Consider the following 18,335-nt stretch of genomic DNA (forward strand, 5'->3'; position numbering starts at 1 on the left):
CATGATTCAAAATAATCTGACTAATATCACGATCATCTCTATCAATGATTCAATAGCATACATAGCATAACTATGCGTAAGAACTTTTACTGGAATTAAGAATAATATCTTTTACTTGATCATAACAGGTTCAGGCTTTGAGAGAACTTCCGATATATATGATCGCAAAACATGAACACGCACACCTTCAGATATTTCGACTTCAACCTCTGAATCATCAATCACTTTGGTAATTTTTCCTATTATTCCTGCTGCTGTAACGATAGAATCGCCCCTACGCAAATTATGTAACATTTCAGAACGTTTCTTAAATTGTTGACGCTGTGGGCGAATAAGAAGAAAATACCATACTACTGCCAAAACAAAGAAGAGAAAAGCCATTTCTAAAGGCGAAGTTACAGAATTAATAGATGGAGCATCCGACTGTGCATAAGCTTTTGTAAATAGCATAAAAAAGATCTCCTAACAGTACAAGAAATAGAACTAATAAACAATTCAGAAATACGCGTATTAATCTTAACTACCTATTCCATAATTACAATTAAATATCTTCAAATAATAAAATTATCAAGAAATAAATGAATTCGATTTTTTCACTGAAAAAATATTTTCACTATATTAAGATGGAATTCTCTAATTATAGACTTTCATATCAATTTATAAATAACACTTATTTTCTTCCATAAATAAATCCCAATCAAGCCAAAAGTAAGGGATAGAACGATTTACCAAACTCATTTTAAAACAAGATATTTAAAAACATCTTCCATTAGGCACAATGCATAACAATATTTTTTAACAGACAAATAACCTTGAATACGACCGTGGACTTAAAACATAATAGCCATCCTACCCCTATTCTGTCTTACTACCACTTTTTAAAAAAAGTTAGAGCATATTTAAAAATTTGCATTTTGGGGCAAAACTTCCTCTAATCTCATGGGCAAATACGCAATAAATATACCTTTTATCCTACTTATTATAAATTATCTCATCTTTTGTTTTGAACTCTTGACTGAAAGGATCATACTAACCTACATTGAATGAAGATCCTGTTTTAAATTGAGATTTGTTGTTTGAAAGATAACCATGACTGCTAATTCTGATTTGCGCGTGCGCATTGCTCCCTCTCCTACTGGGGAACCCCATATTGGAACTGCTTATACAGCTCTTTTTAATTATCTGATTGCCAAAAGTACAGGAGGGAAATTTATCCTCCGTATTGAAGATACTGATAGTAAACGTTCAACATTAGAATCCGAAAATGCAGTTATTAAATCTCTCAAATGGTGTGGTCTTCATTGGGATGAAGGTCCTGATATAGGGGGGTCATATGGACCATATCGACAGTCAGAGCGTAAAGATATTTACCAGCCTTATGTACAGAATCTTTTAGATAAAAAACTCGCATTTCGCTGTTTTTGCTCCGAAGAAAGACTAAAAGAAATGCGTTTTTCCCAACGCAAAAAAAACATTCCCTCAAAATATGATGGTCACTGTCTCAGGCTTTCCTCTCAAGAAATAGAGCGTCTATCTCAAGAAAAAAAACCTCATGTTGTGCGTCTTAAAATCCCTGATCAGGGGTGTTGTACATTTCAAGACAAAGTCTATGGTCACGTGGAAATTCCTTGGAATGCTGTTGATATGCAAGTTTTGTTAAAATCAGATGGCATGCCAACATATCACTTAGCCAATGTTGTAGATGATCATCTCATGAAAATAACACACGTCGCACGAGGAGAAGAGTGGCTTTCTTCTGTACCCAAACACATCCTTCTCTATCAATATTTAAATTTTCCTCTTCCTGAATTTATCCATTTGCCACTTATAAAAAATCCTGATAAATCTAAATTATCCAAACGAAAAAATCCCACTTCGATTTCATATTATTCAGCAATGGGATACTTGCCAGAAGCCCTTATCAATTTTCTTGCTCTGCTCTTTATACAAAAAAATGAAGAAGAAGATGAATTGATGAATATGCAACAGTTAATCCATCACTTTAATCTTCTTAATTTATCAAAAGCAGGAGCGGTTTTTGATAGACAAAAATTAGATTGGTTGAATGGTCGTTGGATTCGAGAACAACTTTCTACAACTGACTTTATATCTCGTGTATCACAATGGACAAAAGAAGAAGATCGCCTGACAAAAGCATTGACACTTGCACAATCTCGCATTTCGACTTTTGCCTCCCTTCCTTCAATGGTAGATTTTTTATTTAAATCCGATCTTTATTTAACAAAGGAATCTTTTAAAAATATTTCTCTCACGCCTGAAGAAATTGTAACTATCTTGAAAAAGACACAAGAAGAATTTGAGGGTATTCAAATCTGGACAAGAGAAAATATTGAGACAGCGTTACGCAATGTTGCTCAAAGTTTAGAAAAATCTCTCAAAGTTATCGTCAAACCACTTTTCCTCTCTATAACGGGTTCTAAATATTCTTTGCCGCTTTTTGACAGCATTGAAATTTTAGGACGTTCTGTCGTTTACTCTCGCCTAAAACATGCAATACAGCTCGTTTTTTCTCTAATTTAGAATTATAAGAAAGAAGAATGAATAACAGCACTCTCCCTGAATCTTTGTCTTCTCATTCCATTGAAGTTCGATCTCAAAAATTGAATATTCTTCGACAATCTTTAGAAGAAGTTTATCCTGCCCATTTTCATCGCGATTTAACAAATGCTGAATTAAGTGAAAAATATTCTCATCTTCAAGACGATGAAAAATCTGAAGATATCGTCACCATTGCTGGACGGGTTTATTCTTCTCGTAATTCTGGAATGTTCATGGATCTTCATGATGCAAGTGGTAAGATCCAGATCTTTACCCATAAAAACACAACTGATCAAGATTCACAGAATTTATTGCCTATGATTGATCTGGGTGACATTATAGGAGTAACAGGACAAGTGCGTCGCACTAAACGTGGCGAGCTTACAGTTAACTCACAAACAATTACGATGCTAACCAAAGCATTAAACTCAATACCAGAAACATACTATGGGCTTTCTGATATAGAAACCCGCTATCGCAAACGGTATCTAGATATTATCAGTAATCCTGATTCTAAATTACGTTTCCAACAAAGAAGCCGTATTATTTCCCAAATACGCCATTTTATGGAAAATAATGGATTTATGGAGGTGGAAACCCCTATATTACAACCCATTTACGGAGGGGCTACTGCTGATCCATTTATAACACATCATAATATCCTTAAGGCTGATATGTATCTACGTATTGCGCCTGAACTATATCTCAAACGCGTCCTAGTATCAGGACTTACCGATCAAGTATTCGAATTAAATCGTAACTTTCGTAATGAAGGAATATCTTCTAGACATAATCCAGAATTTACAATGATAGAAGCCTATTGGGCTTATACTGATTATCGAGATATGATGAAACTAGTTGAAGATCTTTTTCATAATCTTGTTATAAGTCTTTACGGAAAAACAGATATTCCTTTTGGAAAAAAAGTCATTTCTTTCAAAAAACCATTTGCGTGCAAGTCTATGCCTCAATTAGTTAAGGAAGCAACAGGAATTGATTTTATGCTTTTAAAAAGCGACCAAGAAGCACGTGTTGCAGCACAAAGCATTGGAATTGAAGTTGAAGAAGACGCCATATGGGGCGAAGTCATGATGAACCTTTTCGAAGAAAAAATTGAAAAAAATATTTTAAATCCAATGCATATTACAGATTTTCCCAAAGATATTTCTCCTTTTGCAAAAGAAGTTGTAGGAGAGAGCCGCCTTGTAGAACGGTTTGAAACCTATTGTAACGGATGGGAAATATGTAATGCTTTTTCCGAACTCAATGATCCCATCGAACAACGTATACGTATGGAAAAACAACTCAAACAATCCCATAAACGTGGAGAAAAAATAATTCTTGATGAAGATTTTCTTGATGCAATGACTTATGGCATGCCTCCAGCAAGCGGATTAGGGCTAGGCATTGATCGCCTGATCATGTTATTGACCAATGCTCCTTCTATTCGAGATGTGATTCTTTTCCCTGTACAGCGCTTAAAAAAATAACTGTTAAATAATGCTGATGTTGAGATAATTTTTATTTTTTCCATATCCCAGAGCAAAAGAAGAAAAATATTTAAAAATCAATATTATTGTAATGGAACGGACTCTGTTATCTGAGCTTGTTTGCTTGATATCCGAGGAACTCTTTTAGAAAGAGATTTCAATTGACCACATGCTGCAAAAATATCAAGCCCTCGTGGTGTACGAATAGGTGATGAATACCCTGATTTCTTAACATATTCAGAAAATATCTCGATATCTTTTTGATCAGAACAAAGATAATCACATCCTGGCCAAGGATTAAATGGTATAAGATTTATTTTTGCAGGAATACCCTTAAGCAGTTTGATAAGTTCAATCGCATCTCTAGGGCTATCATTAATGCCCTTAAGCATAACATACTCAAAAGTGATACGCCTTGAATTAGACAAACCCGGATAATTACGACATGCATCCATCAGCATTTCAAGAGGATATTTTTTATTAATAGGAACAAGAATATTTCGAAGATCATTCTTAACTGCATGCAAAGAAATAGCCAGCATTACCCCTATCTCTTCTCCGACGCGCGCAATATTGGGAACAAATCCAGAAGTAGAAAGCGTGATACGACGTTTTGAAAAAGATAATCCCATGCTATCACTAGCAATTAATAAAGCTTTTTTTACATTATCAAAATTACAAAGAGGTTCTCCCATACCCATCATTACAATATTAGAGACCTTACGACCTACTAATGGAACCACCATTTCTGTCATATCTTCACAGCCAGGAAAATCTCCGAGAAGACTACGCACCAAAAGAATCTGTAAAAGTATTTCTTCTACTGTGAGGTTTCGTACGAGTTGCTGGGTTCCTGTATAACAAAAGGAACAGGTTAAAGAACAACCAACTTGACTAGAAACACACAAGGTACCACGCGATTTTTCAGGAATATAGACCGTTTCAATATCAACAGGATCACCGATACAACGTGCAGGAAAACGTAATAGCCACTTACGTGTTCCATCACAAGAAATTTTTTCATCAACAATTTCTGGATAAACAATAGCGAAATGCTGATCTAAAAGACAACGTATTTCCTTTGAAATATCAGACATAAAATGAAAATCACGCACACCTCGAACATAAATCCACTTCCAAATCTGAGAGGTACGCATTCTCACTTGTATTGGCGGAACACCTATTTTAAGCAGAGATTCTTCAATCTCTTCTCGGGTCATTCCAATCAAGGATTCTTTTTTTACGATATTCATAAATTATCCCTACTGAAATTTAAGAAACAATACTTGCCAAGGAAAAGAACCTTAACGATAACAAAAATAGAACGATTTACTGACATTTAGGAAGATCTGCTAAAGCATCTGACAAACCACTTAAAGAATAAACATAGCGTGTGTTCGTTCCACGTTTAGATTTTGCAGATACGATTACTTCTTTCCCTAATTTCATTTCCTTAATAAGAATTTCATTATCAGATTCTTTTTGAAAGGTAGCTCTATTGTTATGAGGATGCATGGTGAATATTTGTCCACTAGAATTTTTTCCTATCACCTCAATGGAAACCATTGTATTTTCATCTAAAGGATAGTCCATTACTAATTCTGAAATATACGAATCTTTCGTTTCTTTCTTGAGCCCAATCATAAAGAAATTAATTCCATGTTTGACACCTGTTTCTGGTTGAGCAGAAGTAGGAACAGTAACGGTATAACAAATTTTTCTATTTGAATCAGGAGAGTGATAATATACGAGCCACCTGATAAATTCATTGCGCAAAACGGGATTAGAATTTATAGAATCAGCATAAGCAAATGGCGTACCAGTAATTATCAATAAAACAAAAAATCGCCTTCCAAAAATAAAGAAATTTTTTAGAATCCTTAAAAACATTGTTATTCTTCCCTTCAGTATTGCACGGATCACTTTTACTCTAAAAAATATTAGTCCTTATTTCTATAAATAATTTAACAAAATAAAGAATATAAGATGTATGATGATACACCAAATATTACTAAATTCACTAACATTCATTAGAAAGTTACAATATTTTTTTACTGTTGTTTATGCTTTCCCAAACAAATCAAATATTGTATAATATAATTTCAGATGATAAAAAATATATCTAGCTGTATAAAGGTATTATCTCATACCAATAATCCTATTGATTTTGCTGTTCTACTCAACGGTGATCTGCAAATAACAGATCGTCTCCTACGTATTATCAAAGATTGTAGAATTATTGCCAGTGATGGAGGCATAGCTCATGCGGATAAGTTAAAAGTAGTGCCAGAATTATGGATAGGAGATTTTGACTCTACCGATCACACGTTACTGCAACAATGGTCATCGATTAAACGTATTTCTTATCTTCCTAATAAAGATATGTCCGATGGTGAAATTGCTATTCATAAAGCTTTAGAGTTAGGAGCAAAGAATATCATTTTAGTCGGAGCTATTTCTGGTCAACGCTTTGATTATGCATTGCAACATATCACACTTGCAATATATTGTAAAAAACAAAATATCAATGTTGCCCTGACCTCTGGCATTGAAGAGTGTTTTGTTCTGATTCCAGGGAAACACTCTTTTGATTTTCCTAAAAATAGTATATTTTCTATCGTTGCCCTTTCAGATATCAAAAATCTTACTATTACGGGAGCAAAATACACCCTCTCCAATTATTCAATGTCTCTTGGTTCTTCTCGTACTTGCTCTAATGTGGCAAAGGATAAGCTAACCATTGTTCTCGATCACGGATCAGCTATTATAATTTCTCGTCCCTATGATTTACAAAGGTTTTAATCTCATGAACTTACCTATTTTAAGACTTGATCATATTAATGCGACTATAGGAGGAATAAATTTACTACAAGATATCTCGTTGTCAGTTAAACCAAGAGAACGTATTTGCCTTGTAGGATGTAATGGATCTGGAAAATCAACTTTACTTAAAATCGCAGCTGGAATAATAGAACCACAATCAGGAACAGTGTTTCTCAATTCTCCTCATACATTAGGATATCTTGAGCAAAACCCAGATTTTTCTCATTTTTCGACGATTTCTGACTTCATCAACTGTAACAAAGATAGTACAGAATTCTCTTACAGCTTGAATTCCTTTCTAAAAAAATTCAATTTAACAGAAAAAGATAAAATTTCCCATCTCTCTGTTGGACAAGCACGTTGTGTCGCCTTGATCAAGATGTTGATTCTGCGTCCTGATATTTTGATTTTAGATGAACCTACCAATCATTTAGATTCTCGCACCATCCATTGGATGGAACAAGAATTACTTAATATCAATTCTTCTCTTATTTTTGTCTCTCACGATCGTTTTTTTCTTAAAACCTTGTCAACAGCAACAATATGGTTAGATCGCGGTTGTTTGCATCATCTAAACAAAGGATTTTCCTTTTTTGAACCTTGGAAAAAGAGCATTCTACAACAAGAACAAGCACATTATCATAATTTAAAGAAAAAAAATGAAGCAGAAGAAGAATGGTTACGATATGGAGTAACAGCTAGACGGAAACGCAATGTCCGTCGGGTCAAAGAATTACAAGACATACGAACACAATTACAGGAACAAAAAAGCTCTTTTCATGGTACAATTCAAGCACATCTTCAATCGACTCAATCTTCAGGCAAACTGGTTATAGAAGCCGATAAAATTACCAAAAAATATAATGATAATTTCATTGTTAAAAATTTTTCTCTTCGAATACATTGTGGTGAACGTATCGGCATTGTTGGTCCTAATGGTGCAGGGAAAACAACGCTCCTGAAATTATTAACCGGAAAGATACAGCCCGATTCCGGCTCAATTACTTTAGGAACAAATCTCAAAATTGCGATCATTGATCAAAAACGCGAAGATATCAATCCGAACGAGTCTCTTTCTTCTTATCTAACAGGAGGTTATGGAGATAGCTTACTGGTACAAGGAGAATCTCGTCATGTTGTGGGCTATATCAAAGATTTCCTTTTTCATCCAGATCAAGCACATTCTCTCATCAAAGATCTCTCCGGAGGAGAAAAAATGCGTGCTATTTTAGCACGTGTTTTGGCTCAACCATTCAACTTTTTAGTCATGGACGAACCAACAAACGATCTTGATTTTGAAACGTTAGATTTTTTAGAACAAACTATTACTCGTTTCCAAGGAACAATACTCATTGTCAGTCACGATCGAGATTTTCTAGATCGTACTGTAAATTCAACACTTTCTATGCAAAATGTTGATAATCATAATGGATGTTGGATAAAATATGCTGGAGGATACTCTGACATGCTTTTACAACAAAAACAGAACAATAATATTCCTCAAAAGAAAAATCCTCCCACCGAATCGGCGATACCATCAACTACTAAGAAAGATAAAAAGAAAAAAAGTCTTTCTTATGGTCAAAAATTGCTTCTCGAAAAATTGCCTCAAGAAATAAAAAAAATACACCTTAAAATTACTGAGAAAGAACAACAATTCAATGATCAAAACTTGTTTTTAAAGGATGCAAAGAAATTTTCTAAGCTTTCTCATGAGCTCAAAAATCTTTATCACGAAATCAAAGAAAAAGAAGAAAAATGGCTTGAACTTGAAATGTTGCAAGAAGAAGTTAAAGATAACAATGGATAATGATTTTCATTGCTATCAATCTTTAGATCAATAAAATCATTTCTTCTATTGAAAATGATATATCTCAATTTGTTTTATTTTTTTACACGCTCAACATATGAATTGTCTTCTGTAAGAATAACAATTTCATCTCCAATGTTAATATGCGGAGGCACTGTTGTGCGAATATCATTTGAAAGGATTGCGGGCTTATAAGATGTCGTAACCGTTTGCCCTTTAGCAGAGGGTTCTGTATCAACGACTTTAAATATTACATGACGCGGCACTTCAACAGATAACGCAACTCCTTCATGGATTAAAAGTTTCACTTCCATTCCTTCTTGAAAATATACTTTTTGATCACCCACAACATCGATAGAAACAGTCACTTGATCATAATTTTCAGGATTCATGAAATGATAACCTTCGTGATCTGCATACAAGAACTGAAAGCGCTGATCTTCAACAAAAGCACGTTCTACTTGTTCCGTTGTACGCCAACGCTCAGAGACTTTTACACCGTCAGAAATACGACGCATTTCCACCTGTGTAATAGGAGTTCCTTTACCTGGATAGAAATTTTTTGCAACAAGGACAACATAAAGCCTACCATTGACATCAAGAACATTACCTTTACGCACAGCAGAAGCGATAACTTTCACCATATTGAATTTATTCCTTATATTAACCGTAGAAAAAAGAACTATTTAATTGTATGATTTCAACTATATAATCAATTGAATTCACCTGTTTGTCTTGAAAATAAATGTTCTCATATCATGATGTAAAGATTAATTGTTGTTTTTTTGAAAATAAGAAAATATTCATGCACAGTATTGCTTCCAAATCTAAATCTTGGTGGAATCGTGATTTTCATCATCACCGCCGTCCCTTTCTGATCAAACGCAATATGATCCAAACCTCTTTGAGAGAATATTTTTTCAATAATAACTTTGTTGAAATAGATTCTATGTCTCTTCAAGTTTCTCCAGGAAATGAAACACATATACAAGCTTTTTCTACAGAATTGATCACGAAAGATCATACCCGAAAGATTATGTATCTGCAAACTTCTCCAGAGTTTTCTTGTAAAAAACTTCTTGCTGCAGGAGAGGAGAAAATTTTTTGTTTTGCACATGTCTGGAGAAATGGAGAACAAGATTCTCTCCATCAACCAGAATTCACAATGTTAGAATGGTATCGTGCACATGAATCGTATGAACAATTAATGCAAGATTGTATGGAAATTATACGATGTGCAGCAGAAAAAGCAAAAAAATCAGTTTTTTCTTTTCAAGGTATTACATGCAATCCTTTTAGTGAAGCAGAATATATCACGGTCTCCGACGCTTTTCTACGATATGCACATATTGATCTTTGTTCTACACTTGATCATTCTAGTCCACCAAATCGTAATCTTTTAGCTTTACAGGCACAAAAATCAGGAATACGTGTCGCTAATGATGATACGTGGAGTGATATTTTCTCTCGAATCCTTGTAGAAAAAATAGAACCCCATCTTGGTGTCAATCGCTGCACTATTCTTGATCGTTATCCTCTTCCAGAATCTGCATTAGCTAAAGTTTGTTCTGATGATCCACGTTTTACACAACGTTTTGAACTTTATGCTTGTAATATTGAATTATGCAATGCTTTTGATGAACTTATAGATCCTATTGAGCAACGGCATCGTTTTGAAAAAGAAATGAATGAAAAGAAAAAAATATACAACGAAACCTATCCAATAGATGAAGATTTTCTCGCTTGTTTAAAAGAGATGCCATCATCCTCTGGGATAGCGATGGGTTTTGATCGTCTTGTCATGCTAGCAACAGGCGCAACTAATCTGAATGAAATAATTTGGACCCCTTTTGTCCACATCTGAAAGAAAGAAATGCGATGAACTCTCACGATCAAAAATTAACTTCAGCGCAACAATTATACAAAGCAAAGCTCATTGAGCAAGAACAGATTAACACTATAAAAGAGATTTCAAATCATTATTCTATTGCGTTGACACCTTTTATGGCCAATCTCATAGATCCTCATAATCCCAATGATCCCATTGCTCGTCAATTTATTCCTCAGAAAGAAGAGATGAATATCTTGCCAGAAGAACGAGAAGATCCAATTGGAGATAGTAATCATAGCCCTTTAAAAGGAATCGTACATCGTTATCCAGATAGGGTATTGCTTAAATTATTACATATATGCCCTGTATACTGTCGATTTTGTTTTCGTAGAGAGATGGTTGGTTCACAAAAAGGCACAATCTTATCTCCCCAAGATATCGATGCGGCTCTTTCCTATATTCAAAATCATCCGAAAATTTGGGAAGTTATTTTTACCGGAGGGGATCCTTTAATTTTATCCCTCAATCGTTTGAAAACAGTTTTAAAAATGTTAATGGAGATAAAACACGTCAAAATATTACGTTTTCACAGTCGCGTTCCTATTGTTGATCCTCAACGGATTAGCCCTGAATTCATTCAATGTCTAAAAGAATCTGGAAAACCTATATATATTGCTATACATGCTAATCATCCACGTGAATTTTCTCAAGAATCTCTTTCTGCTATTTCTAAACTAGCAGATGCAGGCATCATCCTTTTAAGCCAGTCAGTGTTGCTGAAAGGCATTAATGATGATCCCAAAATTCTTGCAGATCTGATGCGGATTTTCGTAGAATCACGTATTAAACCCTATTATTTACATCATCCAGATCTTGCTCCTGGAACAAGCCATTTTCGTCTTACTATCGAAGAAGGACAAAAAATCGTTGCTAGTTTAAAAGAAAACATTTCAGGCATATGCCAGCCTTTTTACATTCTTGATATTCCTGGAGGATACGGAAAGGTGAAAATTGACAGCCATAATATCAAAAAAATAGACGATGAATCCTATCTCATCACTGATCACAATAACATTGTCCATCACTATCCACCAAGATCATAATTTGCGCAATCCTTACACTATTTCAGAGCACTATAAATTGAAAATACAATACATATCCGATAGTTGATACTTTTATTGTCATTCCATCCTACGAACTTTTTCCTCTGCCGTCATCTTCATCCGCTCAGCATTTTCTCGGGAGGTTTACTCCTGCTGAAATGCATCCACCCACACTGCATCTTCCGCCCTTCTTTTGTTTTTAAAGCTCGAATAAGAAGAAGCGAAGGAAACTAATAGTCTTCAAACCTCTTCATGGTTCGTCCTTTAATGGGTCGTCCTTATTGTTATATCGCAATTATAGCGTTATACGCATTACGTGTATACGTGAGAATAAACACCCTGCTCGAAGAATAATAAAGGAATAAATGTAAGATAAGTTATTGGATAAAATTTTTTTTTTTGCTTGTTATTCTTTTGAAAAAAAAGAATAAATAAGACGTTTTTTTCCTCAATTTCATCATCCCCTAAAGCAGGTCATGAACCTCGTTTGATGGCAAATCTCCACCTATATTGGCGAAGAAGCGATCGATAGACGCTCCTCCAAACGAGGTTGCATTCCTTAGATGATTTTGAAGTATCCTTCAACGAAGATATTGAGGATAACCTCAGCTTCTACAAAGCGCGATTACAAAGATTAAGAACAACAGCTTGTTCCCTCATCTTCTTACCTCTTACCCTACGAGAATTTGAGCGACTCGACTCTCATCAACCCTCGTTGCTCCTAGCATCATGGACAAGAAAAGTTTCCCGTTGTTGTTTCTATCCCCACGAAGCGATACTCTGGTTTTAATATCCTGCCAAATGGCAAGAACGACAGCACTTCTATCAAAGAGAAGAACTTTTTTCTTGAGGTTGACCCCTATTTTAGCAAGGAGTCCAGTAGTTTTCTTTCGTCACTACCCCTGCTGCACTCTTCACTTCCTTCTTTTCTTGTTTACTCCCACCAGGAATAGCTATGGTATATATTCATACCAAGAAAACGAGCGACTACCCCATCTTCTAATTTTCCCGTATACATAAATCACGGCTGGTTAAACGGGGATCTGACCTTAACATGACGTGATCCCTCGCGGACATGATCCCATTAATATCCTTTGCCATTTTATATGTCTAAATTCGTAAGCCATTGATAAAATTCTGTTTTTGCCGTGTTCTTTCACACCAAAAACAAGGTGTGAGAACACTATAAATTAGTGTATACTTATATCTACCAGTAAATATATGAATTTTTTTGCAGTTTTTATCGTATCAATAACCCCGCATTTAAATCAATTAAAAGCTGTGGAATTGTATTGACTCACGCAATCTATAGGTGTACTTGCATTTAAGGAGGATACGAAATGATTGACAGTGATGAAGAACTTAAGGAAAGAAAGGAGGACAACAAATGAGCTTCTTTGTGAGTCATGCTGAATTTAAGAGGGAACAAGAAGCATTAGGTCGGGCAATGGACGCTGGCTTTTATAGATACGATCCACCAGAGAAACCCGAATATAGTCTTGTATAAGATGACAAAATGTATAGGTAAAAAAATCATATAAACTATAGATAAAAAGGTTATACGTATAATGCAAAAACTGGTGTCGAAAATCGATTATATTATAATCAGTTTTATTACTTGGATTATTGCTTGGATTATACCTCTGACGTATACACAAAGTAGCAGAAGGTACAGATATAATTTGATAAATAATTATGATGACTACATTTTTTTCGGAATGTTACTTATTCCTTTTTGTTTGTTAAGTAGCTATTGTAGCTATAGAATTCTTACCCATCCTAAGTTTAAACAGTATATTCAGGAACATTGGAATAAAGCAAAAGAACCGATTTTTATATTACTTTTTTGTCTTTTTCTGATATGGATTATACCTCATACTGGCAAGACAGCATACGCTTTATACAGATCAATCCCTTGTGAAAATCCATTTGCATTATTCACCAACTTGCCTGTACTGTTTTTAGAAACTACATTTCTATCCACTTTGTACATGCAGTTATATAAAATATTCAGAAACAAGGGATAGTCTTAACCCCGCTTCTTCTGAACGATTTTGTCGGTGTACCAGAAACCTAGGGTTAGCGAACAACAAGGGATTGATTACCGTTTTATAGCCCATAAAACATTCCAACCAATGGCAACAAGATAACATCCCTATTCATAACCTCCCCCGTCAATAACTGAACTCAAACGAAGACGACATCAACGGAGTAACTGGAAAGCTCTAACCCAAGACGATGACATCTTCGGAATGAAGAGAGCTTATGTCTTCAAAATTACCAATGATCATCTAGGTATTGCTTGTCAACAAATATGTCGAATTAGAAAAATTGTTAAGGAGGGAAAATTAAGAAAGGAGACAAAACATGACTAACATTGAACAAAAACCACATCCCCATAAAGGACGTATCAGTATCCGTGATACAGCACGGATTGCTCAAGAAACAAATATTCGTATTGAGATTGAACGGGATGGAACAATCTATCGCTTTGAGCCTTTGAAGAAAAAGAAAAGGACAATCGCTGACGAAGAAGAAAATATCAGGCTATAACAATGGTTCGTAACCTACAAGGGTAATAAGTACGGTTATCTGAGGCATGTTATCGTATCTCATATTGACCAAGGAAAAGACCTTTTAGTCATTCTAACACCTGAGGGTTATGAGGCTTTTAAAGCCTATTTCAAAGATCAACCAGATATCAAAGTAACTCCTATAGCCATCTATCCCGCATCAGAAGAAGAGCGCTTAGAGAATCTCAAGAAAAGAGGATCTGAATCCAGCGAGGACGATGAAATAGATGTCTTAGAATACAAAGAATGGTTCGTGTGCAATGACGATTTGGACAAATCTGTCAGAAAAGTGAAAATAATAATAGAAGAGGTACGAAAAGCATGAGTGCTAAGGGGAGCATTGACATTAGAAATGTCGCTAATATATCAAAAGACACCAAAATCCGCATCGAGATAGAAAGGAATGGAACACTATACAGGTTTGATCCGTTTAGAACCAAAGTTGAAAAAGAAAAAGTAGAAGATGACGGACTTGATCCTTTTAGGGTTTAAATGAGCAGAAATACTAAATTACCTTTTGTGGTGCGAGAAAAAACAAGGCACGGAAAGATCATATACTATTTTAGGAAAGGCAAAGACGATAGAACCCGTCTACCTATTCCTAGTGATCCGAGTTTCATGCCCGCTTATTTGTCCGCTTTGTCAGGAATTCCAATAGAGCAATCCTCTATTAAGCCTGTCATTAAAGAGCCTCAAACGATGAGATGGTTGATAGAGCAATATCGTAAAAGCGGTCATTGGGCTAGTTTGGCATTAAAAACTAGGAAAAGAATTGATCAAGACTTTTCTAATATCATTAAAAACTCAGGAGATTTCGAATACAAAAAGATAACTGCAAAACACATTCGCTTAGGACTTGAACACAGAAAATCTACTCCCGCAAGTGCTGTTTTGTTTCTTTCTTCTATACGTTTAAGCTATGTAGGGACGAATAAAAATATCGAATGAGCATAAAAAGCCAACAAAGCCTTTAATGCGTACTACAACGCCAGCTAAAATGTTGTAACCAGTGTATCCAAGCAATCAAAAGAAATCATTTTTGATATTGCAAAAATCAAAGAATTGAATGTTTTTATGGATAATAACAATCCCCTTTCATATGCTCTGAGTTTATATATTTCTCTTCATTGACGACGAAAAAAATAGATTCATAAGAAGTAAAATCTAATCGATATTAACCTAAAGAATTCATTATAGTTGCATATTTTATACTGTAAAAGACAAGAGTAATACTAAAAATATTTTCTCTAGGTATTGATTATAGAACATTATTCCTATAGAAATGAGGCCTGTTCAAATTTTTACATAGAATTCCTTGTCGTGGAAATGATAGAGAGCATAATATTGATAGCTGGATCTTAGGTGTTGAGTTTGGGAGACAAAGAGAATATGCATTATCGGAAGTTAGGGGTATGTATTTTTTTTCTATCTATGGGATATTTCATATTTTCAGATTGTAAGATCCTATCTTCAAAAACAAAATCAGACATCCCTGTAATAAAAAACTTCCTTGATTCTCATATTCCTCAATGTGCTCACAATCTTGTGATTAGTGTTTGCTCAGCTCCTTTTTCGGGTATAGAAAAATTTTATCGACTGTTCCACGATAATCCCTTAAAAATCAGCGATCCTTTGCAATATGATCCAGATCAAAAAAAATTAGGTTTTTGGGGAAGCACCGCTCACAGTATCGTAGAAGGAGCTGTAATCTATGGTATAGGAAATATTATAGGCTCCTCTTTTTCCGCCAATCCTTTTGTAGCCTCCCTAGTAGGTCTATTGACCATTAGTGCGACATATGGTCATCAAACTTCCGAGAATATGAAACATCTTGGGATTGATGAATCTACATCTCAAACACTCGGTTTGTTATCTGGTGGTTTTTACATGCTTAGTTTTGCTATTCCCTATATCCATAGGGGAGACGTATCATTGAAAAAAATCATTAATGGCGCAGGACAACAGATTGCTACCAGAACAACAGAACAATTAACCACGAATGGAACTTTATATTTTCAAGGATACGAAAAAGAAGAACCAACTGAGGGTTGGAGTAACTATACGGTTATAGTTGATGTGATTCTAACAGTTGGCCTAGGATTGATTAGTCGTTATCATGGTATGAAGAAATTAAAAAAAAAATCAACAACATCTCAAATCACAATCCCAATAAAACAAAACCATCTATTCAATACAAAAATTAGCACTAAATTTTACAGCTAAAAAGGAAAAAACCACCAACTAGGCTCTATCCTCTGCTGATGATGCAATAGATAAAGAGGTAATTTTTTCTTTATTATGTATGGGCTATTTTATTTTTAACATTATAAATCACACCACCAATAGTATCCCTCATTGATAACTTGCACTCCACTAACATCGATTTTTTTAATCCAATCTATTACAGAAAAACCATGTATTACCATATGAGGAGCAACATCTGCTAATGGAACAAGGACAAAAGCTCTTTGGACAATATATGGATGCGGTATTGTTAAACGTTCTGTGGAAGAAGAATATTTCCCTGCCAAGAGGATATCAAGATCAATTGTGCGCGCGCCCCATTTTTCATTTCTCTGTCTTTTTAAATTATTTTCAATCGAAAGAAGAATATCCAATAAAGAATCGGGGGATATTTTTGTTCTGACGAGTGCTACGGCGTTTAAAAAGAAATCCTGATCTATGTTTCCCCAAGGAACGGTCTTATATAAACGTGATACAGCAATGATCTCACAATTGTTATGTTGATGAATGAGATTTAATGCATGAGAAATATATTTTTTTTTATCTCCAATATTGCTACCTATTCCAATAGCAATAAAATCATCAGGATTGATCTTAATATTTATATTCGACTCTGGTTTCCACATAATCCAGTATTCCTTGAATTAACGCACTGGGTTTGCGAACAGCCACAACGATTCTCACAATTTCTCCAAATTGTTCATGCAATGCCTTTGCAATATCTGCGGCAAGAGCTTCGATAAGATTTCTTTTGGTATTCATAATTATTTTCTCTGCTATGAAAAATACAGTACTATAATCAACTGTTTTTTCCAAAAGATCATTTTCCAAAGCAGTGTTTTGTGGAATTTCTATTTCTATGTCCACAAAAAATCTTTGTCCTTGCGCTTTTTCTTCTTTATATACTCCATGATAAGCAAAAAAAGCACAATTTTTCAAATATATTGTATACGTCTGATTCATTACTCTCGTTCTTTTGAAGAAATGTTTTTGGTTTTTATAATTGTATCCATCATACGCAAAGAATCTCTGTTTATGCTAACATTATGCACCCTAAAAATCGCAGCTCCCTCGATTCTCAAGAAGCAATTTGCCGCAGCTGTAGTTGCATCGGAAGATCTATCTTTCTGCTCCATTTTCCCTAAAAATCGCTTGCGAGAAATGCCCACTAATATCGGCAAATTAAATTTTCTAAGCTTTGATACATTTGCCATCAGAGAAAAATTTTCTTGGATTTCTTTTGCGAATCCAAATCCTGGATCTATAACGATGGCATCACGAGAAATACCTTCATCATGAGCTATTTTTAGTGATTTTTCAAGGAAATAGTATTGATCTTCAAAAACATCCGAAAGCTTTTTGCGACCACGCCCAGTGTGCATAATACAAACACCTGCTCCATATTGTGCAATTATTTTGGCCATATTTTTACCCTGTTGCAATCCACATACATCATTGATGATGTGTGCTCCTGCCCTAATAGATAATTTTGCTGTTTCCGGGTGATAGGTGTCTACAGAAATAATAGCATCAGTTCGATCAGCTAATTCTTCTATAACAGGCAAAATACGTTCTTGTTCTTGTTTGGCAGTAATTGGAATGAATCCAGGGCGCGTAGACTCACCCCCAATATCAATAATATCTGCCCCTTCTTTCAAAGAACTAATGGCATGGGCAACGGCTTTTTTAGGCAGAAAATAATTTGCGCCATCGGAAAAAGAATCTGGTGTAACATTAACAATAGCCATAATACGAGCCACAGGCCCAACACTCATACTTTTACCATGGGCAAGCTTCCATATGAATTCAGGATATTTTTCTACATTAAATTTCATTTTTTACTCTATTGATCCTAATACTAGGCTCATTATATTACCAGTTACAATTATATCTGTGTTTTGT

At 34.9% G+C, this 18,335-nt stretch carries 18 protein-coding genes; 10 read left to right on the plus strand and 8 right to left on the minus strand.

Features of this window, described 5'->3' with window-relative positions; translation table 11 throughout:
• Positions 1-111 precede the first annotated feature (111 nt).
• Positions 112-450 (minus strand): preprotein translocase subunit YajC, encoded by a 339-nt coding sequence (yajC, locus tag CKC_RS03995; protein ID WP_013462238.1) that lies wholly within the window; start codon positions 448-450, stop codon positions 112-114.
• 639 nt (positions 451-1,089) lie between these two features.
• Between yajC and gltX the strand changes: the two genes are divergently transcribed.
• Entirely contained in the window at positions 1,090-2,541 is a 1,452-nt protein-coding gene (gltX, locus tag CKC_RS04000; protein ID WP_013462239.1) for a glutamate--tRNA ligase, read from the plus strand.
• A gap of 17 nt (positions 2,542-2,558) precedes the next feature.
• Complete coding sequence (gene lysS / locus CKC_RS04005) at positions 2,559-4,049, plus strand: lysine--tRNA ligase (RefSeq protein WP_013462240.1); 1,491 nt, start codon at positions 2,559-2,561, stop codon at positions 4,047-4,049.
• Positions 4,050-4,132: 83 nt separating this feature from the next.
• Here the strand turns inward: lysS and rlmN are convergent, their stop codons facing one another.
• Complete coding sequence (rlmN, locus tag CKC_RS04010; protein WP_013462241.1) at positions 4,133-5,302, minus strand: 23S rRNA (adenine(2503)-C(2))-methyltransferase RlmN; 1,170 nt, start codon at positions 5,300-5,302, stop codon at positions 4,133-4,135.
• Positions 5,303-5,378: 76 nt separating this feature from the next.
• A complete protein-coding gene (locus tag CKC_RS04015; protein WP_013462242.1) occupies positions 5,379-5,939 on the minus strand; it encodes a hypothetical protein in 561 nt (186 codons plus the stop codon).
• A gap of 216 nt (positions 5,940-6,155) precedes the next feature.
• Here CKC_RS04015 and CKC_RS04020 point away from each other — a divergent pair, with 216 nt between their 5' ends.
• Together CKC_RS04020 and CKC_RS04025 are read left to right on the plus strand one after the other, a co-directional pair.
• On the plus strand, positions 6,156-6,851 hold the full coding sequence (locus CKC_RS04020) for a thiamine diphosphokinase (protein ID WP_013462243.1): 696 nt from the start codon (positions 6,156-6,158) through the stop codon (positions 6,849-6,851).
• A gap of 4 nt (positions 6,852-6,855) precedes the next feature.
• On the plus strand, positions 6,856-8,682 hold the full coding sequence (locus tag CKC_RS04025; protein ID WP_013462244.1) for an ABC-F family ATP-binding cassette domain-containing protein: 1,827 nt from the start codon (positions 6,856-6,858) through the stop codon (positions 8,680-8,682).
• A 74-nt stretch (positions 8,683-8,756) separates the two neighbouring features.
• Here the strand turns inward: CKC_RS04025 and efp are convergent, their stop codons facing one another.
• Positions 8,757-9,326: an elongation factor P gene (gene efp, locus CKC_RS04030; RefSeq protein WP_013462245.1), complete on the minus strand. Its 570-nt coding sequence runs from the start codon at positions 9,324-9,326 to the stop codon at positions 8,757-8,759.
• Positions 9,327-9,487: 161 nt separating this feature from the next.
• Here efp and epmA point away from each other — a divergent pair, with 161 nt between their 5' ends.
• Together epmA and CKC_RS04040 are read left to right on the plus strand one after the other, a co-directional pair.
• Positions 9,488-10,546 carry an EF-P lysine aminoacylase EpmA gene (gene epmA / locus CKC_RS04035; protein ID WP_013462246.1) on the plus strand — a complete coding sequence of 353 codons (1,059 nt, stop codon included), beginning with the start codon at positions 9,488-9,490 and terminating at the stop codon, positions 10,544-10,546.
• Between the two features lie 14 nt (positions 10,547-10,560).
• On the plus strand, positions 10,561-11,616 hold the full coding sequence (locus CKC_RS04040) for a lysine-2,3-aminomutase-like protein (protein WP_013462247.1): 1,056 nt from the start codon (positions 10,561-10,563) through the stop codon (positions 11,614-11,616).
• Between the two features lie 671 nt (positions 11,617-12,287).
• Here the strand turns inward: CKC_RS04040 and CKC_RS06470 are convergent.
• Positions 12,288-12,479: a phage capsid protein gene (locus CKC_RS06470; protein ID WP_407059608.1), complete on the minus strand. Its 192-nt coding sequence runs from the start codon at positions 12,477-12,479 to the stop codon at positions 12,288-12,290.
• Positions 12,480-13,983: 1,504 nt separating this feature from the next.
• Between CKC_RS06470 and CKC_RS04050 the strand changes: the two genes are divergently transcribed.
• From CKC_RS04050 to CKC_RS04060, 4 genes are all read left to right on the plus strand, one after another.
• Positions 13,984-14,169, plus strand: a complete 186-nt coding sequence (locus CKC_RS04050) for a hypothetical protein (protein WP_013462250.1) — start codon at positions 13,984-13,986, stop codon at positions 14,167-14,169.
• A gap of 341 nt (positions 14,170-14,510) precedes the next feature.
• A complete protein-coding gene (locus CKC_RS06215) occupies positions 14,511-14,681 on the plus strand; it encodes a hypothetical protein (RefSeq protein WP_013462251.1) in 171 nt (56 codons plus the stop codon).
• Complete coding sequence (locus CKC_RS04055) at positions 14,682-15,137, plus strand: hypothetical protein (protein WP_013462252.1); 456 nt, start codon at positions 14,682-14,684, stop codon at positions 15,135-15,137.
• A 441-nt stretch (positions 15,138-15,578) separates the two neighbouring features.
• Positions 15,579-16,412, plus strand: coding sequence for a hypothetical protein (locus CKC_RS04060; RefSeq protein ID WP_158304002.1), 834 nt, complete (start codon positions 15,579-15,581; stop codon positions 16,410-16,412).
• Between the two features lie 101 nt (positions 16,413-16,513).
• Here CKC_RS04060 and folK read toward each other — a convergent pair whose 3' ends face one another.
• Genes folK through folP form a run of 3 tightly spaced genes read right to left on the minus strand, consistent with a single transcriptional unit; the run spans position 16,514 to position 18,268 of the window.
• Entirely contained in the window at positions 16,514-17,059 is a 546-nt protein-coding gene (folK, locus tag CKC_RS04065) for a 2-amino-4-hydroxy-6-hydroxymethyldihydropteridine diphosphokinase (RefSeq protein WP_013462254.1), read from the minus strand.
• The gene (folB, locus tag CKC_RS04070) at positions 17,028-17,396 is read right to left on the minus strand and encodes a dihydroneopterin aldolase (protein WP_013462255.1); all 369 of its coding nucleotides are present in this window, start codon (positions 17,394-17,396) and stop codon (positions 17,028-17,030) included. Before folB ends, folK begins: the two co-directional genes overlap by 32 nt.
• Positions 17,396-18,268 (minus strand): dihydropteroate synthase, encoded by an 873-nt coding sequence (gene folP, locus CKC_RS04075; protein WP_013462256.1) that lies wholly within the window; start codon positions 18,266-18,268, stop codon positions 17,396-17,398. The genes folB and folP overlap by 1 nt, the downstream gene beginning before the upstream one ends.
• Positions 18,269-18,335 lie beyond the last annotated feature (67 nt).

This window comes from Candidatus Liberibacter solanacearum CLso-ZC1, assembly GCF_000183665.1.
In the GTDB taxonomy this organism is placed as follows: domain Bacteria; phylum Pseudomonadota; class Alphaproteobacteria; order Rhizobiales; family Rhizobiaceae; genus Liberibacter; species Liberibacter solanacearum.

What these genes read in the sequence shown, in the direction of transcription:
- yajC (WP_013462238.1), bottom strand. Translation starts at nt 450, where the DNA reads ATGCTATTTACAAAAGCTTATGCACAGTCGGATGCTCCATCTATTAAT.
- gltX (WP_013462239.1), top strand. Translation starts at nt 1,090, where the DNA reads ATGACTGCTAATTCTGATTTGCGCGTGCGCATTGCTCCCTCTCCTACT.
- lysS (WP_013462240.1), top strand. Translation starts at nt 2,559, where the DNA reads ATGAATAACAGCACTCTCCCTGAATCTTTGTCTTCTCATTCCATTGAA.
- rlmN (WP_013462241.1), bottom strand. Translation starts at nt 5,302, where the DNA reads ATGAATATCGTAAAAAAAGAATCCTTGATTGGAATGACCCGAGAAGAG.
- CKC_RS04015 (WP_013462242.1), bottom strand. Translation starts at nt 5,939, where the DNA reads ATGTTTTTAAGGATTCTAAAAAATTTCTTTATTTTTGGAAGGCGATTT.
- CKC_RS04020 (WP_013462243.1), top strand. Translation starts at nt 6,156, where the DNA reads ATGATAAAAAATATATCTAGCTGTATAAAGGTATTATCTCATACCAAT.
- CKC_RS04025 (WP_013462244.1), top strand. Translation starts at nt 6,856, where the DNA reads ATGAACTTACCTATTTTAAGACTTGATCATATTAATGCGACTATAGGA.
- efp (WP_013462245.1), bottom strand. Translation starts at nt 9,326, where the DNA reads ATGGTGAAAGTTATCGCTTCTGCTGTGCGTAAAGGTAATGTTCTTGAT.
- epmA (WP_013462246.1), top strand. Translation starts at nt 9,488, where the DNA reads ATGCACAGTATTGCTTCCAAATCTAAATCTTGGTGGAATCGTGATTTT.
- CKC_RS04040 (WP_013462247.1), top strand. Translation starts at nt 10,561, where the DNA reads ATGAACTCTCACGATCAAAAATTAACTTCAGCGCAACAATTATACAAA.
- CKC_RS04050 (WP_013462250.1), top strand. Translation starts at nt 13,984, where the DNA reads ATGACTAACATTGAACAAAAACCACATCCCCATAAAGGACGTATCAGT.
- CKC_RS06215 (WP_013462251.1), top strand. Translation starts at nt 14,511, where the DNA reads ATGAGTGCTAAGGGGAGCATTGACATTAGAAATGTCGCTAATATATCA.
- CKC_RS04055 (WP_013462252.1), top strand. Translation starts at nt 14,682, where the DNA reads ATGAGCAGAAATACTAAATTACCTTTTGTGGTGCGAGAAAAAACAAGG.
- CKC_RS04060 (WP_158304002.1), top strand. Translation starts at nt 15,579, where the DNA reads ATGCATTATCGGAAGTTAGGGGTATGTATTTTTTTTCTATCTATGGGA.
- folK (WP_013462254.1), bottom strand. Translation starts at nt 17,059, where the DNA reads ATGTGGAAACCAGAGTCGAATATAAATATTAAGATCAATCCTGATGAT.
- folB (WP_013462255.1), bottom strand. Translation starts at nt 17,396, where the DNA reads ATGAATCAGACGTATACAATATATTTGAAAAATTGTGCTTTTTTTGCT.
- folP (WP_013462256.1), bottom strand. Translation starts at nt 18,268, where the DNA reads ATGAAATTTAATGTAGAAAAATATCCTGAATTCATATGGAAGCTTGCC.